General features: G+C 68.4%; 19 protein-coding genes. 10 read left to right on the top strand and 9 right to left on the bottom strand.

What is annotated here, in order from left to right; all coding sequences use genetic code 11:
• The first annotated feature begins 28 nt into the window (after positions 1-28).
• The 3 genes from BW971_RS01035 to BW971_RS21020 are packed head-to-tail and all read left to right on the top strand — an operon-like array spanning position 29 to position 1,514.
• A complete protein-coding gene (locus BW971_RS01035) occupies positions 29-691 on the top strand; it encodes a glycosyltransferase family 2 protein (RefSeq protein ID WP_076475722.1) in 663 nt (220 codons plus the stop codon).
• A 31-nt stretch (positions 692-722) separates the two neighbouring features.
• Positions 723-1,106: a DUF732 domain-containing protein gene (locus BW971_RS21025; RefSeq protein ID WP_159441813.1), complete on the top strand. Its 384-nt coding sequence runs from the start codon at positions 723-725 to the stop codon at positions 1,104-1,106.
• A gap of 24 nt (positions 1,107-1,130) precedes the next feature.
• On the top strand, positions 1,131-1,514 hold the full coding sequence (locus BW971_RS21020) for a VOC family protein (protein WP_076475719.1): 384 nt from the start codon (positions 1,131-1,133) through the stop codon (positions 1,512-1,514).
• Between the two features lie 30 nt (positions 1,515-1,544).
• Here BW971_RS21020 and BW971_RS01020 read toward each other — a convergent pair whose 3' ends face one another.
• From BW971_RS01020 to BW971_RS01010, 3 genes are all read right to left on the bottom strand, one after another.
• Entirely contained in the window at positions 1,545-1,925 is a 381-nt protein-coding gene (locus tag BW971_RS01020; protein ID WP_076475718.1) for a nitroreductase family deazaflavin-dependent oxidoreductase, read from the bottom strand.
• A 98-nt stretch (positions 1,926-2,023) separates the two neighbouring features.
• On the bottom strand, positions 2,024-2,851 hold the full coding sequence (locus BW971_RS01015; RefSeq protein WP_076475716.1) for a sulfurtransferase: 828 nt from the start codon (positions 2,849-2,851) through the stop codon (positions 2,024-2,026).
• Positions 2,852-2,906: 55 nt separating this feature from the next.
• Complete coding sequence (locus BW971_RS01010) at positions 2,907-3,662, bottom strand: alpha/beta fold hydrolase (protein WP_076475715.1); 756 nt, start codon at positions 3,660-3,662, stop codon at positions 2,907-2,909.
• A 134-nt stretch (positions 3,663-3,796) separates the two neighbouring features.
• On the opposite strand from BW971_RS01010, the gene BW971_RS01005 reads away from it, so the two are divergent.
• Positions 3,797-4,705 (top strand): phosphotransferase, encoded by a 909-nt coding sequence (locus tag BW971_RS01005; protein ID WP_076476285.1) that lies wholly within the window; start codon positions 3,797-3,799, stop codon positions 4,703-4,705.
• Between the two features lies 1 nt (position 4,706).
• Here the strand turns inward: BW971_RS01005 and BW971_RS01000 are convergent, their stop codons facing one another.
• A complete protein-coding gene (locus BW971_RS01000) occupies positions 4,707-5,273 on the bottom strand; it encodes a TetR/AcrR family transcriptional regulator (RefSeq protein WP_076475713.1) in 567 nt (188 codons plus the stop codon).
• A gap of 86 nt (positions 5,274-5,359) precedes the next feature.
• Between BW971_RS01000 and BW971_RS00995 the strand changes: the two genes are divergently transcribed.
• Complete coding sequence (locus BW971_RS00995) at positions 5,360-6,274, top strand: aldo/keto reductase (RefSeq protein ID WP_076475712.1); 915 nt, start codon at positions 5,360-5,362, stop codon at positions 6,272-6,274.
• On the opposite strand, the gene BW971_RS00990 is transcribed toward BW971_RS00995, so the two are convergent.
• From BW971_RS00990 to BW971_RS00980, 3 genes are all read right to left on the bottom strand, one after another.
• The gene (locus BW971_RS00990; protein WP_076475710.1) at positions 6,275-7,489 is read right to left on the bottom strand and encodes an MFS transporter; all 1,215 of its coding nucleotides are present in this window, start codon (positions 7,487-7,489) and stop codon (positions 6,275-6,277) included.
• The gene (locus BW971_RS00985) at positions 7,486-8,010 is read right to left on the bottom strand and encodes a MarR family winged helix-turn-helix transcriptional regulator (protein ID WP_076475708.1); all 525 of its coding nucleotides are present in this window, start codon (positions 8,008-8,010) and stop codon (positions 7,486-7,488) included. The genes BW971_RS00990 and BW971_RS00985 overlap by 4 nt, the downstream gene beginning before the upstream one ends.
• A 130-nt stretch (positions 8,011-8,140) precedes the next feature.
• Positions 8,141-8,407, bottom strand: a complete 267-nt coding sequence (locus BW971_RS00980; RefSeq protein ID WP_076475706.1) for a helix-turn-helix domain-containing protein — start codon at positions 8,405-8,407, stop codon at positions 8,141-8,143.
• Between the two features lie 94 nt (positions 8,408-8,501).
• Here BW971_RS00980 and map point away from each other — a divergent pair, with 94 nt between their 5' ends.
• The gene (gene map / locus BW971_RS00975; RefSeq protein ID WP_076476283.1) at positions 8,502-9,284 is read left to right on the top strand and encodes a type I methionyl aminopeptidase; all 783 of its coding nucleotides are present in this window, start codon (positions 8,502-8,504) and stop codon (positions 9,282-9,284) included.
• 17 nt (positions 9,285-9,301) lie between these two features.
• On the opposite strand, the gene BW971_RS00970 is transcribed toward map, so the two are convergent.
• Positions 9,302-9,649 (bottom strand): metal-sensitive transcriptional regulator, encoded by a 348-nt coding sequence (locus BW971_RS00970; RefSeq protein ID WP_076475704.1) that lies wholly within the window; start codon positions 9,647-9,649, stop codon positions 9,302-9,304.
• Positions 9,650-9,843: 194 nt separating this feature from the next.
• On the opposite strand from BW971_RS00970, the gene BW971_RS00965 reads away from it, so the two are divergent.
• Genes BW971_RS00965 through BW971_RS00955 form a run of 3 tightly spaced genes read left to right on the top strand, consistent with a single transcriptional unit; the run spans position 9,844 to position 13,213 of the window.
• Positions 9,844-10,053 (top strand): heavy-metal-associated domain-containing protein, encoded by a 210-nt coding sequence (locus tag BW971_RS00965; protein WP_076475702.1) that lies wholly within the window; start codon positions 9,844-9,846, stop codon positions 10,051-10,053.
• Positions 10,053-10,973: a heavy metal-binding domain-containing protein gene (locus BW971_RS00960; protein WP_076475700.1), complete on the top strand. Its 921-nt coding sequence runs from the start codon at positions 10,053-10,055 to the stop codon at positions 10,971-10,973. Before BW971_RS00965 ends, BW971_RS00960 begins: the two co-directional genes overlap by 1 nt.
• 53 nt (positions 10,974-11,026) lie before the next feature.
• Positions 11,027-13,213, top strand: a complete 2,187-nt coding sequence (locus BW971_RS00955; RefSeq protein ID WP_407701184.1) for a heavy metal translocating P-type ATPase — start codon at positions 11,027-11,029, stop codon at positions 13,211-13,213.
• 180 nt (positions 13,214-13,393) lie between these two features.
• Here BW971_RS00955 and BW971_RS00945 read toward each other — a convergent pair whose 3' ends face one another.
• The gene (locus BW971_RS00945; protein ID WP_200799333.1) at positions 13,394-14,365 is read right to left on the bottom strand and encodes an alpha/beta fold hydrolase; all 972 of its coding nucleotides are present in this window, start codon (positions 14,363-14,365) and stop codon (positions 13,394-13,396) included.
• Between the two features lie 50 nt (positions 14,366-14,415).
• Here BW971_RS00945 and BW971_RS00940 point away from each other — a divergent pair, with 50 nt between their 5' ends.
• On the top strand, positions 14,416-14,817 hold the full coding sequence (locus BW971_RS00940) for a winged helix-turn-helix transcriptional regulator (protein ID WP_076475694.1): 402 nt from the start codon (positions 14,416-14,418) through the stop codon (positions 14,815-14,817).
• Positions 14,818-14,892 lie beyond the last annotated feature (75 nt).

Genomic DNA, 14,892 nt, shown 5'->3' with positions numbered 1-14,892 from the left:
CCGGACCACCGACGCAGGCAGGAGCACGATGACAGACGAGGTGAGCGTGGTGATCCCCTGCCGTGACGAGGCCGGTGCCCTGCCCGGGGTGATCGGAGCCGTACCCGGCGGATACGCGGTGGTGGTGGTGGACAACGGATCGACCGATGGCACCGCGGACGTGGCGAGATCGCTCGGCGCTCGAGTGGTGGTGGAGTCGGTCCCGGGTTACGGATCCGCCGTGCACGCGGGTGTGCTCGCCGCTGAGACCCCCATCGTCTGCACGATCGATGGCGACGGGTCGATGGATCCCGCCGACCTCGTGCCGATGGTCGCGGCGGTACGCGACGGTGCCGACCTCGCGGTGGGTCGGCGGCGCGCGCTGACGTCTCGGGTGTGGCCGTGGCACGCTCGGCTCGGCTCGGTGATCGTCGCAACGGGACTACGGATCAAGTACCGCGACACCATCCACGACATCGGACCGATGCGGGTGGCCCGCACCGCGGCGCTGCTGGAGCTCGGTGTCACGGATCGCCGCTCGGGTTATCCGGTGGAGTTGTTGGTCCGGGCGATGAATGCCGGCTGGAGGATCCGCGAGTTCGACGTCGCCTACCGTCCCCGCGCGGCGGGGCGGTCAAAGGTCTCGGGTTCGTTACGGGGTTCGTTCATCGCCGCGACCGACTTCCTGACCGCCCTGCGGCACGTAACGTGAGGACTTCGTCATATCGGGGATGGAGAACACCATGAAGCGGGCTGTGGTTCTGACGTTGGCGGTGGGCGCGCTCGCGCTCGCCGGGTGCGGTGACAATGGCAGCGACTCGTCGGGCGGTGCGGGGGCATCGGCATCCAAGGCCATCGACAACGCGACCAGTGCCGCACTCGACGCCCGGGATTCAGGTTTTCTGGCCGCGCTGCGCGCGGGAAACCTCACCTTCGGTGACGACGGCAAGATGGTGGACACGGCCAAACAGGCCTGCTCGGATTTCAAGGACGGCAAGAGCGCGACCGATGTCCGTGGCAGTGTCGGACAGAGTTCCGGTCTGGACGCCGACAAGTCACGTAACTTCATCCGGATCGCGGTACCTGCTTACTGTGCGGACCAGGTGACCAAGCTGTTCGACTTCTGACTGTTCGACTGCAGACGGGACCCCATGAGGATCGACCGGTTCGACCACATCGTGCTCACGGTGGCCGACGTGGATGCCAGTGTGCGTTTCTACACCAGCGTCCTGGGTATGCGGGAACACACCTTCGACCACGGACGCAAGGCACTCGAGTTCGGCAGCAGCAAGATCAACCTGCATCAACTCGGCCACGAGGTCGAGCCACACGCTCGACGCCCCACCCCGGGCAGCGCCGACCTCTGTTTGATCGTCGACCAACCCGTCGACGAGGTGGTCGCCGAGCTCGAGCGTCGTGGCGTCGCCATCGAGATCGGTCCGGTGGACCGGACCGGGGCGCAGGGCCCCTTGGTCAGTGTCTACATCCGCGATCCCGACCAGAACCTCGTCGAGTTGTCGAACTACCGGACGTGATCACGGTTCGTGCGATCAGGGGCCGAGTACTCAGACCCAGTGCAACAGAACAGCCTTCTCCACCGGCACCCGGACGAACAGGGCGCGCCCGGGGCCGATGACCTTCTCGTCCGCATCGGCCTTCGGCACCACACGGGGCCGCACCAGCGTCATCATCCGGCCACGAGTACGGATCCGAACCTCACCGGCAGCAACGATGTTCTTGAGCCAATCGCGATCGGGTCCGTAGGTCAGCGCCAGCGCCACGCCGTCGTCGGTGGCGAAGACGTTCACCGGGGTTCGGTACGGTCGGCCGGACCGTCGGCCCTGGTGATAGAGGATCCCGAAGAGCGGCAAGCGCCCTGCCCCCTTCAGCAGAATGGGATTGGTCACCCGACGATTGAATCGCGCCACACTCTGCGGAAGTTGCATGGCTCGTATCCTCCACCACCCCGTCGACCCGCGATACTCGTTCGCCGCACACGGAGTCGGGCGGCGCGGCCGATCACGATCAGGCCCCTGCCCACACCTCAACCGGGCGCATCCCCGGTGGCCACCGGACGATCCGCATCGGCCGACCATTGGGACCACGAGCCGGGATAGAGCCGGGCGTCGATCCCGGCGATCGCCAGCGCGGCCACCTCGTGGGCGGCGGTCACGCCGGACCCGCAGTACACCGTGACCGGGAGCGAACCATCGACACCCACCGCGTCGAATCTCCGGCGCAGCTCATCCGGCGAGCGGAACCGGCCGCGGTCATCGACGTTGTCGGCGGTGGGTGCGCTCAGCGCTCCCGGGATGTGCCCGGCGCGGGGATCCACCGGTTCGGCGTCGCCGCGGTAGCGTTCGGCGGCACGCGCGTCCAGGAGCACGTCGGTGGTCGTGGCGACGGTGTCGATGTCGGCTCGGGGCACTGAATCCGGTTGTACCGTGACCGAACCCGATCTGGGGACGTCGCCCTCACCGACTGCCGACGACCGTCCCGATTCCGTCCACGCGGTCAGCCCGCCGTCGAGCAGCACCACATCCGACAGTCCCGCCCACCGCAGCAACCACCACGCCCGCGCGGCCGACATCCCACCGTTGTCGTCGTACACGACCACGGAGGAGTCGGCGTCGATTCCCCACCGGCGCATCGACTCCTGCAGCGCGTCGGGGTCCGGCAACGGATGACGCCCCGTACCAGTGCCGACCGGACCGGCGAGCTCGGTGGTCAGGTCGACGTAGACGGCGCCGGGGATGTGTCCGTCGAGATAGTGCTGATACCCCTGGTCGTCCCCGAGTTTCCAGCGGACGTCGAGCAGGACGGGGGTGGTACGCCTCGCGGCGAGGTCGTCGGCGGTGATCGTCACGGTCATGACGCCATTGTCTGCGATGCGGCCCCGGCTGTGCCACGCATTGCCGCAGAACAGGTCACGCTGCGAGAAACCGACCGATCACCGTCAAGCACACCCGCGTGAGCACCGGATCCGCCTCGTCGACGTCGGACATCCCCAGATAGTCACCGTGTCCGGCGGGTAGAACCAGGGCACGACCGTCTCGCACGGTGTCTGCCATCCAGACCGTGTGCCCGGGCCGGACGACGTCGCGATCACCGCCGACGAACAGCACGGGCGCCTCGATCGCCGCCAGGGTGTCATCGGGCACGTCGGTGAATTCGCGCATCAGGGCGAGGTCCAGGTCGAACATGCGACGCAGATCGTCGGGATCGGGGTTGATCTCCCGGTACGCCGCGGCCAACGGTGCGGGTAGCGAGGCGATGTCGGGATGGTCGAAGCCACTCCAGAAACCGTCGACCATCCCGTCGCGGCGGGTGAAACCGGACGCGACGACGATACGCCGGACCAGATCCGGATACCGATGCGCGAAAGCCAACACCGTGGGCCCCCCGTTGCTGAATCCCATCACGTCGACCACGTCGACATCGAGGCTGCGGACCAGAGCGGCGAGGTCGGCGGCCGAGTTGTCGAAGGTGTAGGCGCGCTCGGCATGTGGGGTGTGGCCGTGCCCTTGGAGTTCGACACCGATCAGTTGACTGTCGGGACCGAGGGATGCGATGGTCGCTCGCCAGTTGGTGTCGATCGTGCCCGCACCGTCGTGGACCAAGAGCAGCGGCGGCCGATCACCCGACTCACCGAAGAGCTCGTGGTGCAACGTGATCGTGGTCATCGCCCCTCCCGGACTGCGTGTGTGCTGGTGTGGACCGCTCGGACGGACGAAAGTCACCGGTCGCTCGGTGCAGGAGGTCCGCCGAGGGGGAGCCAGATCGGCGAACGACTTCGCGCATGGTACGAATGGTGCGCATGTGCCGTCGGACTCACGACCTCGATGTGGACACCGTTCGTCGGGTCATCGGAGACCAGATCCCCTGGCTCGCCGAGGAGGACGTCCAGCCTGTGGACGCGCCCGGCACCCAGTCGCACCTGTTCCGGATCGGGGCCCGGTGTGCGACCAAGTTCCCCGTCGCCGATCCGGACGGCCCACCCGCGATCCCTACTCGCTCCACTATCGCCGCGGAACACGCCGCGATGCGCGAATTCTGCTCGACAACAAGCGTTCCCAGCCCGACACCGCTTCATCTGGGTCGACCGACGGCGCTGTATCCGCGGTGGTGGTCGGTGCAGACGTGGGTGGACGGCGTGACCGCCACGCCGACGTCGGTCGCGTCCTCGGACGCCTTCGCCGCAGATGTCGCCTCGTTGATCCACGAGGTCCGCGCGGCCGATATCTACAACCGATCGTTCACCGGGTCCGGACGTGGCGGGACGCTGACGGCACACGACGCATGGGTTGACGAGTGTCTGCGGCGGAGCGACCACATACTGCCCGTCGACGAATTGCGGCGGGCGTGGACGAGGTCGCGGCTGTTACCCCGCGAGGACGCCGACGTGATGGCACACACGGACCTGATCCCCGCCAACCTGCTCGCCACCGACAGCCGCCTCGTCGGAGTCCTCGACACCGGGGGTTTCAGCCCTGCCGATCCCGCGCTCGACCTCGTCGCGGCGTGGCATCTCTTCGACGCGGACCGTCGTGCGCTGCTCCGCGAGTCGTTGGACGTGGATGAACTGCAGTGGCGGCGTGGGGCGGCGTGGGCGTTCGAGCAGGCCATCGGACTGGTCTGGTACTACACCGACATCAATCCCGCGATGAGCGAGCTGGGTCGCACCACCCTCGGTCGGTTGCTGGACGACCCGGCGTTCGCGGTCTAGGTCAGCGCGGACGCAGTCCGTCGACGAGAAGGTCGAGCACGCGGCCGCGGCGTTTTCCGTCGGTGTCGGCCGCGGTGCCCAGCACCGCCCCGAGGAGGGCGACCGTGACGTCGTCGGAGAGCACATCGCCGCGCAATGCCCCCGTCGCGGAACCCACCAGCAGGAACCGGTCGATGGTGGACCGGATCCGTTCCCGGGTCTCGCCCGCGGTGACCGCACCCGAGGCGACGGCCTGCTGGAACGCCTCGGCCATCCCCTTCTTGGTCGCGACGAAGCCGGTGTACCGATCGAACCACCGACGCAGAGCGACGTCGGCGGGGTGCTTGTCGAGCAGCTCGCCCGCGCTCTCGGCGACGGCATCGAGCTCCGTGCGGTAGACCGCCTCCACCAGCGCCTGCCGGTCGGGGAAGTTGCGGTAGAGCGTTCCCACTCCCACCCCCGCTCGACGGGCCAGGGCGTCGAAGGTCACGTCACCCTCGCCTGCCGCAAACGCATCGCGCGCAGCCACGAGCAACTTGGCGCGGTTGCGCACCGCGTCGGCCCGGGGTCGGGCAGAGTCTGCGGTCAAAGTGGAGGCACCTCCGGTTACGGTGTTACGGTGAAGCGGAGATTCCTCCACTTGCTCCTCCAGTATCGCAGAGAATCGAGGCACGCATGCACGACGACAGCGCTGAGACCCGTCCACACCCCGGCGGCCAGGCCGACCTGGGCAACCATCGCGTGGCGCGCATCGGCTTCGGTGCGATGCAGTTGGCCCGTTTTCGCGACGACCCGGACGCCGGGCTCAGCGTGCTGCATCGCGCCGTGGAACTGGGGGTCGACCACATCGACACAGCCGAGTTCTACGGTGACGGATTCGTCAACGACCTGATCCGACGGGCGATCCCCGGGGACGGCGACGTGGTGATCGCGACGAAGGTCGGCGCCGTCCCCGATCCCGACGGACGATTGCCACTGAAGGCGGCCCAACGCCCGCACGAACTGCGACAGGCCGTGGAGGACAACCTACGGTCACTGGACCGAGAGACGCTGCCGGTGGTCAACCTCCGTCGCCTGGAACTGCCCCCGGGCCTGCTCGCCGAGGGCGACCAGGACGTGGATCTCGACGACCAGCTCGCCGAGATGGTGGCACTGCGCGACGAGGGCAAGATCGGTGCGATCGGACTCAGCGCGGTGACGTCGGCGACGATCCGCCGCGCGTTACCGGCTGGGATCGTGTGCGTGCAGAATTGCCACAACCTGCTCGACCGTCGCCTGGAGGACGGCTTGCGGTTGTGTACCGACGAACACATCGCGTGGGTTCCGTTCTTCCCCTTGGGTTCCTCGTTCGAGTCGATGTCGTCGGTCACCAACGATCCGACCGTGGTCGCGACGGCCTCGGCCGTCGGTGCCACCCCCGCCCAGGTCGGTCTCGCGTGGCTCCTCGGGCGCGCCCCCGATGTCCTGCTCATTCCCGGGACCGGTGACCCGGAGCATCTGGTGGCCAACCTGGCCGCGGGGGATCTGCGGCTCGACGCCGAGACCACCGCCCGATTGGACGTGATCGGTCGTCAGAGCGATACCACGTGATCAGAGACCTTCTCTGACCGGCGTGGCGCGACACTCGTGGCTCGCCAGTCGTGCACGCCGCCGCACCGTCGGTGGGCAGAAGGGCAGCGCGACCGCCGTCGCCAGGCCGGCGACGGTCAGGGCGAAGGGGTAGCCGAAGGCCCCGACCAGTTGCCCGGCGACCGCGGGCCCGCAGAGGGTACCGATCGTCAGGGCGGTGTTCACGGCAGCCAATCCGGCCGCCGGGTGTTCGGCAAAGACCTGCTGACTCCAGATTCCCTGCGCCGCAATCACCGTCGGATACAGGACGCCGAATGCGGCTGCGGCGACCAGCGCGGTCGAACCCGTGGTGGCGAGAGGCAACACCACCACCGACACCGCGAGAGCGAGCACGGAGCCCAGATACCCCCGACGCAAGCCGGTGCGGCGGAACAGCAGCGCCGACCACGAGGCGGCGATCCCGGCGATACCGCACGCCGCATAAGCGAACCGGGCAGGCGTCTCGCCCAGGCCTCCCGCGCGCATGGCGTTGACACTGAACGCCCACCAGACCGCACTGCCGAGACCGACGAGCACTGCCGAGACCAGCAGGGGCCGCGATGTGGGGCACAGGAACCAGGTGATCGACAACCGAGGACGGTGGCGGGTCGTCGGGGTCGCTCGTCCGGGGGCATTGACCGTCGCCATCGCACCGACGATCACCGTCACCCCGACGAAGATGAGCCACGCGACCCGCCAATGGTCACCCAGGGCGATCGCGATCGGCCCCGCGATCGCAACACCCCATCCGGTCCCGGAACTGATAGCGGCCCAGGCAGAGTCACGCCGCGAACCGTCCACGCGACGGTCGACCACCTCAGCGTACGGTGGAAAGGCCAGTCCCGCAGAGGCGCCGGCGACGAGAACACCGACCGCCAGCAGTATCGGATCTCCGGCCAGCGCGACGACGGTCATGCCGGTGGCCGCCGCCAGACACGCGAGACCAATGGCCACCCGCGGTCCGGCACGATCCGTGATGGTGACGACGCCGATGTTCGCGACGAGATACACCAGGTATCCACCCGACGAGATGAGCCCGGCGACGGTGGGCGTCAGGCCCAGGCTGTTCGACATCTCCGGCAGCAGCAGTCCGTAACCGTAACGGGCGAGACCGAAGGTCACCGCGATGACCGCCGCGCCCGGGACAACACTCGTGGCCGGACGACGGATCTCCGAGGTGATCTGGTGGGTGGTCATGCGCCCGCCCCCATCGTCGTACCGCGGGTGTGCTCCAACGGACATTCGGACCCGGGGGTCGCGCAGGCCGCGCGATCACACAACCGACACACCTTCAGTGCGCCGGGTCGATCGTCGGCGAGCCCGGCGACCAGGGTGCCCAGAATGCGCTCCAGGTCGGTGCGGTCGGCGGGTGACAGCCGATCGGTCACCTGCGCCATCGCCTGCTCCCGCGCGGCCAGGACCTCGTGGGCTCGCTCGGTCCCGTCCGCGGTGAGCCGTAGCCGCCGACTGCGTGCGTCACCTCCGGTGGACCGCTCCACCCAACCGGCGGATTCCATCCGGTCGACCAAGCGCGTCAGACCGGAACTGGTGAGGCCGAGGATGCGGCTGAGCCAGGAGACCGGGTGACCAGGATGTGCGAGCAGGGTCACCAACGCGGCACGGTCGGACGCGGTGGGGACCACTCCGGCGTCGGCCGCGTCGATGTGGTCGGTCAGCGCCAGCGCCTGTGCGGCGAGCAGATTCTCCAGTCGAGCCATGGCTCATGTGTACATTATTTGACTGAGTCAGGCAATTAATTTCCTGATCGGGCATGCCTACGACAGGGATGCGCTCCCGCGACGGAAAATCCTGTCGCAGGAAGAGAAATGTGTAGCGGGAAACGCGAGGTCAGATGGCGATGCGACGCTCGTCGGTGCCCTGCCAGATCGCCGCGGCATCGGCGAGCGGCAGACCGAGGGCGTCACAGAGCCGTACGACCGTGCCGAAACTCGGGCTGGGCATCCGTCCGACCTCGAGCTTGCGCAGGGTCTCCGGCGAGATGCCGGCGTCGCGGGCGACGACCTCGGGATCACGCCCCGCCCGCGCCTCGCGCATCAACGCGCCCAGACGCCGTCCGGCCTCGACCTGCTCGGGGGTCAGCGGTATGCGCACCATAGCGCCAGCCTAGCCGGTATTTGATTACCGTTGCTGCTACCGTCGGGTGTCGGTATAGAAATACCGAACACCCGTCGCGACAGGAGTGCACCCGGTGACCGAGATCAAGACGCCCGACGAGATCGACGCGATGGCGATCACCGGTGAGTTCCTCGCTTCGACCCTGCAGACGTTGTCCGGGCAGGCCCGGCCGGGCGTCAACCTGCTGGACCTGGAACATCACTGCCGTGACCTCATCGCCGATCGCGGTGCCGTCTCGTGCTACTGGGATTACTCACCGTCGTTCGGCCGCGGCCCGTTTCGCAACGTGATCTGCCTGGCCGTCAACGATGCTGTGCTGCATGGCCTCCCCCATGACCGGGTGTTGCGCGACGGCGACGTGCTCACCCTCGATCTCGCGGTCTCGATCGACGGATGGGTCACCGACTCCGCCGTCACCGTGATGGTCGGCGCGGTGAACGATCCCGCCGACCAGGCGTTGATCGATTCGACACGGCGGGCATTGGCGGCGGGTATCGCCGCGGCCGTGCCAGGAGGACACCTCGGCGACATCTCCGCGGCCATCGGTGCGGTGGCGAAGGCCGACGGATATCGGGTGAACACCGAGTTCGGCGGACACGGTCTCGGTCGCACCATGCACGAGGACCCGCACATCCCCAATCGCGGTAGGCCGGGCCGCGGACTCCGCCTGCAGGCGGGCATGACGCTCGCCCTGGAACCCTGGTGGGCCCGCGGGTCCGATCGCCTAACCGTCGACCCCGATGGATGGACCCTACGCTCGTCGGACGGTTCCACCACCGCACACAGCGAGCACACCGTCGCGATCACCCCAGACGGCCCGCGGGTGCTGACCCGCCGGACCGACGAGACCGCCTGAGCGACTGCAGACGAGCGTCAGGATTTCAGCAGACGGGTGATCGCCTGCATCGCCTCCTTGATCTTGGCGTCGGCCTCCGGACCACCCTCCTGCGCGGCGTTGACCAGGCAATGGCGCAGATGGTCGTCGAGCAGCCCGAGTGCGACCCCCTCCAGCGCCTTGTTGAGGGCCGAGATCTGGGTGAGGATGTCGATGCAGTAGGTGTCCTCGTCGATCATCCGATGGATACCGCGGGCCTGCCCCTCGATGCGCTTCAGTCGCGCAAGGTACCGGTCCTTGTCCGCGATGTACCCGTGCCCCACCTGTGCTGGCGCCTCGGGAGCCGGGTCACCGTGGGTTGCGGCTGCGGATGCTCTGGGAGCCATGGTTCTTCCTTCTTCGTGCGGTGGCGTGTGTCGCAACGGTCGACGTGGCGAAACCCTACCCCTCCGGTGCGCCGGAACCGAGCCTTGCCAAATACCCATAGGGGGTATACGTTGCCGTGTATGGATACCCCATGAGGGTACCCCACCGGACCGGCTCACGACGAGTTGGTCGCGACGAGGACGAGGAGCGGGTGATGACCACCAGCGAATTCCAGGTGACCGGGATGACGTGCGGACACTGCGAGATGTCGGTGCGCGAGGAGGTCGGCGAGGTGCCCGGCGTGGACACCGTCGAGGTGAGCCATCGGAACGGAAAGCTGCTGGTCGGCAGCGTAGTCGAGGTCGACGACGCGGTGATCCTGGCCGCGGTGCGCGAGGCCGGTTACGCCGCCGTGCGCGTCTGATGAACACCGCCGGACGACTTGCCACCTACGGCGCCGGCCTGGCGGTCGCGTTCGTGGCGGCCTTCGCCACCGCGTCGGCGGTCGTCCCCGAGAGCGTGGTGGCGTCGTGGAAGCAGCAGAGCAGCCCCGACGATCACGGCGAGATGGATGGGATGGACATGGCACACGACGAGGCGCCGGTACCGGGACTGGCCATGGCGCAAGACGGCTACCTGATCTCGCCGGTCACCGCACCCGCGGCGGCCGGCCGGGACGGAAACCTGAGCTTCCGGATCCTGACCACCGACGGGCACCCCGTCACCCACTTCGAGACGACTCACGACAAGGACCTCCACCTCATCGTGGTGCGCACCGACGGCAGCCGGTTCCGGCACGTCCATCCGACCCTGGACACCACCACCGGGGTGTGGAGCATCCCGTGGCGGTGGGACGAGGCCGGCACCTACCGGGTGTTCGCCGACTTCCAGGCGACCTCCGACCCGTCGTCGGCCGTGACCCTGACCCGCAGCATCGACGTCGCCGGACCCGTTGCCCCCTCCCCCGCCACCGGTCCGCGGACGGTGGACACCGTCGACGGTGTGACGGTGACGGCCACCGGCGATCTGGCGGCGGGACGTCCGAGCGAGTTGCGGTTCACCGTCACCCGGAGCGGCACACCGGTGACCACCCTGCAGCCGTACCTGGGCGCCTTCGGCCACCTGATTGCACTCCGCGACGGTGATCTCGCGTACCTCCACGTGCACGCCGCGGGTGTCGACCCGACACCCGGGCAGACGAGCGGACCGACGATCCGCTTCGTCGCGCACGTACCGACACCCGGCCGGTACCTGCTCTACCTGGACTTCCAGGTGGACGGCGACGTGCACACGGCCACCTTCGTTCTCGACGCGCCCGCCACCTCCGACGGGGAACACACGTGAGCACCGCCCCACCGACCGAGAATCGGTCCGACATCGAGCTCGAGATCGGCGGTATGACGTGCGCGTCGTGCGCCAACCGGATCGAACGCAAGCTGAACAAGCTCGACGGCGTCACGGCAACGGTCAACTACGCCACCGAGAAGGCACGGGTGACCGCGCCGGCGGGCTACGACCCCGACACGCTGATCACCACCGTCGGCGCCACGGGTTACACCGCGACCCTGCCCGCGGCCGCCGAGCCATCGGATGACGCCGGCGTAGATCACGACCCCGAACTCATCTCGTTGCGCGCCCGGCTGATCGCGGCGGTCACCCTGTCGGTTCCGGTCATCGCGATGGCGATGATCCCGCCGCTGCAGTTCACCAACTGGCAGTGGGCGTCTCTGGTGTTGGCCGCCCCCGTGGTGGTCTGGGCAGGCTGGCCGTTCCACCGGGCGGCGGTCACCAACCTGCGGCACGGCGCCGCGACCATGGACACGCTGATCTCGGTCGGAACCCTCAGCGCCTTCGGATGGTCGTTGTACGCGTTGTTCTTCGGAACCGCGGGTACGCCGGGGATGAGACATCCGTTCGAGTTCACCGTCGCACCGACGGACGGATCGGCGAACATCTACCTCGAGGCCGCAGCCGGGGTCACCGCGTTCATCCTGGCGGGCCGGTATTTCGAGAAGCGGGCCAAGCGACAGGCCGGAGCCGCGCTGCGCGCGTTGCTCGAGCTCGGTTCCAAGGATGTGACGTTGCTGCGCAACGACATCGAGATCACCGTTCCGGTCGGCGAGTTGGTCGTCGGCGACCGCTTCGTGGTCCGACCGGGTGAGAAGATCGCCACCGACGGCGTGGTGGTGTCCGGGAGGTCGGCGGTGGACACGTCGATGCTCACCGGCGAGGCGGTCCCGGTGGAGATCACCACGGGTGACACCGTCACCGGGGCGACGGTCAACGCCGGTGGACGACTGGTCGTCGAGGCCACCCGGGTCGGTTCGGACACCCAGATCGCCCAGATGGCGCGGCTGGTGGAGGATGCACAGACCGGCAAGGCCCAGGTACAGCGCCTCGCCGACCGCATCTCCGGGGTGTTCGTGCCGGTCGTCATCGCCGTCGCGGTCGTCGTGCTCGGGGCATGGCTGGGCGCCGGCTTCGGCGTCACCGCCGCGTTCACCGCAGCCGTGGCGGTGCTGGTGATCGCCTGCCCGTGCGCGCTGGGGTTGGCCACCCCCACCGCCCTGTTGGTCGGCACCGGGCGCGGTGCACAGCTCGGGATCCTCATCAAGGGTCCCGAAGTGCTGGAATCGACCCGCGCCGTCGACACCATCGTGTTGGACAAGACCGGTACGGTCACCACCGGTTCGATGGAGTTGGTGGACGTGATCCCCGACGTCGGGACCAGCCGTGAGGAACTGCTGCGACTGGCCGGGTCCGTCGAGCGCGCCTCCGAACATCCCGTCGCCCGCGCCGTCACGGCCGGTGTGGAGCGTGAGGGCGTGTCGTCTTCGCTCGTGGACGACTTCGTCAACGAACCCGGTTCGGGCGCACGAGGACTGGTGGAAGGACACCCGGTGGTCGTCGGTCGACCGTCGATGACCACCGGGCTGAGTGACGAGCTCGCCTCTGCCGCACGGTCGGCCGAGGAGGCAGGTGAGACCGTCGTGACGGTCGGCTGGGATGACGCCGCCCGCGGCATCCTGGTGGTCGCCGACACCGTGAAACCGACGAGCGCCGAGGCTGTCGCCGGGTTGCGGGCACTCGGCCTGACACCGGTGCTGCTCACCGGGGACAACGCGTCCGCGGCTCGGCGGACCGCCGGCGAGGTGGGTATCGACCGGGTGCACGCCGAGGTCCTGCCGCAGGACAAGGTCGCCGTGGTGGCCGGTCTCCAGGCGGAGGGTCACGTGGTCGCCATGGTGGGTGACGGGGTGAACGATGCGCCCGCGCTGGCCCGGGCCGACCTGGGGATGGCCATGGGCACCGGCACCGACGTCGCCATCGAGGCCGCCGACATCACCCTGGTCGGCGGTGATCTGCGGGCCGCGGTGGATGCGATCCGACTGTCGCGACGCACCCTGGCGACCATCACGTCGAACCTGTTCTGGGCGTTCGCCTACAACGTCGCCGCGATCCCGGTCGCTGCCCTGGGTCTGCTCAACCCCATGCTCGCCGGGGCGGCGATGGCCCTGTCGAGTGTCTTCGTGGTGGTCAACAGCCTCCGACTGCGCGGTTTTCGCAGTTCGATCCCACACTGATACCCGGGGGTGAGTCGGATCGGGACTCGCGGGGGATGCGCTGCCGACGCCGTTCGGGTGATCGTGGTTCATCGAACCGTGACGAAGGGATCACCATGCGCACATCCATCCGTCGGATCGCGACCGTCGCACTCGTCGTGTTCTGCCTCTATCTGGTGGGACGTGCTGTGGCCGAACCGTTCACGATCGGCGACGACTACCGCCTCGACTGGGGTGGTCCGTCGATGGTCGGGGTTCTGGTGGTGCACATGCTGCCCGGGGTGGCGTCGCTGTTGATCCTGGGGTGGATGGTCCGCCGCCGCGCGCGATCGTGGCGAGGATGATCCTGGCCAGCTCATCCGGGGCGTCGACGGGAACGATGTGACCGCTGTCGGGCAGGAGGTACCCGACGAAGTCGGTGGCGATCCGTTCCAACTGGCGCGCGGGCACATCTCCCAACGTCGAGGCGCCGACCGCCGTGACGGCCATCGTGAGGCTGCCGCCCTGTTCAGCCCACGCGCGGTTCGTCACGGCGTTGTCGGGCATGGCGCGGTAATGCTCGAACGCCGCCCGCAGCCGTTCTCGACCCGTGTGGGCGGCGACAATTCGCCGGGCCAGGTGGTCGGGAACCCCTGTGCGCGAACCGGCGTCGAGGAAGAAGCGGATGTAGGCGTCTTCGTTGCCCGCGACCGCGCGCTCGGCCAGCCCACCGGGAGCCTGGTGGAACCCGAACCACCAGGGTCCGCCGGTGGCCGCGAACGATTCGGCACCCGCGAGGCCGCCGATCACCGCTTCGACGATCGTGAGACTCTGTACCCGCTCCGGTGATCCGGTCGCCATCGCGAACGCGGGCGCGGCTCCGGCGTCCAACCCGACCACGTGTGCGGCGCCGATACCCAGGGCGTCGAGCAACTGCACCTGGTCCTGCGCGAGTGACGCTGCCCCATAACCAGTCTCCGACCGAGACGTCTCACCCATACCTCGTAGGTCGGGAGTCACGACCCGATGCCCGGCGGCGACCAACTGCGTGGCGACGAACTGCCAGACCTCCTTCGTGTGCGGGAAGCCGTGCAACAGCAGAACGGGTGTCCCGGTTCCGTGGGTCGTCACCGCGACCGTGATGTCGGGGAGCCGGACCCGGTCGTGCCGGCCACCGTCGTCGGTAGAACGCATGTCCACTCCTGGTTACCATTGGTTACCAGGAAACTGTAGGAGACCTACGCATGGCGCGACAAGACAGCACTTCTGCGACACCTGGTCACCTCGAGGTGACCACGGACGCACGCGGTGACCTCTACGACACCCGGTGTCCGACCCGTGAACTGCTCGATCGGGTGGGATCCAAGTGGACGGTGATGGTGGTGCTCCGACTCGCTGAGGTCGACACGCTGCGCTTTGCCGAACTGAGGCGCAGCGCACCCGGCGTGTCACAGAAGATGCTGACGCAGACCCTTCGGCGACTGGAGACCGACGGTCTCGTGGCTCGCCGGGTCGAGCCGGTCAGCCCACCCGCGGTGCACTACTCCCTCACCGACCTCGGTCGGACGCTCGTTCCGGCGCTCACCGCGCTGAAGGAGTGGGCGGAGACGCACATGCGCACCGTCGACCAGCGGCCGGTCCGCTGACCGAGACCCGGTCGACGGCGGTTTCGGCCCGCTCGACGGGAACGAGGGCCCGGTCGACGTGGGGAGGAGGTTGGT

Origin of the sequence: Williamsia sterculiae (assembly GCF_900156495.1) — a bacterium.
GTDB lineage: Bacteria > Actinomycetota > Actinomycetes > Mycobacteriales > Mycobacteriaceae > Williamsia_B > Williamsia_B sterculiae.
The sequence above is the reverse complement of the archived record's forward strand: the minus strand, read 5'-3'. Positions and strand labels throughout refer to the sequence as shown.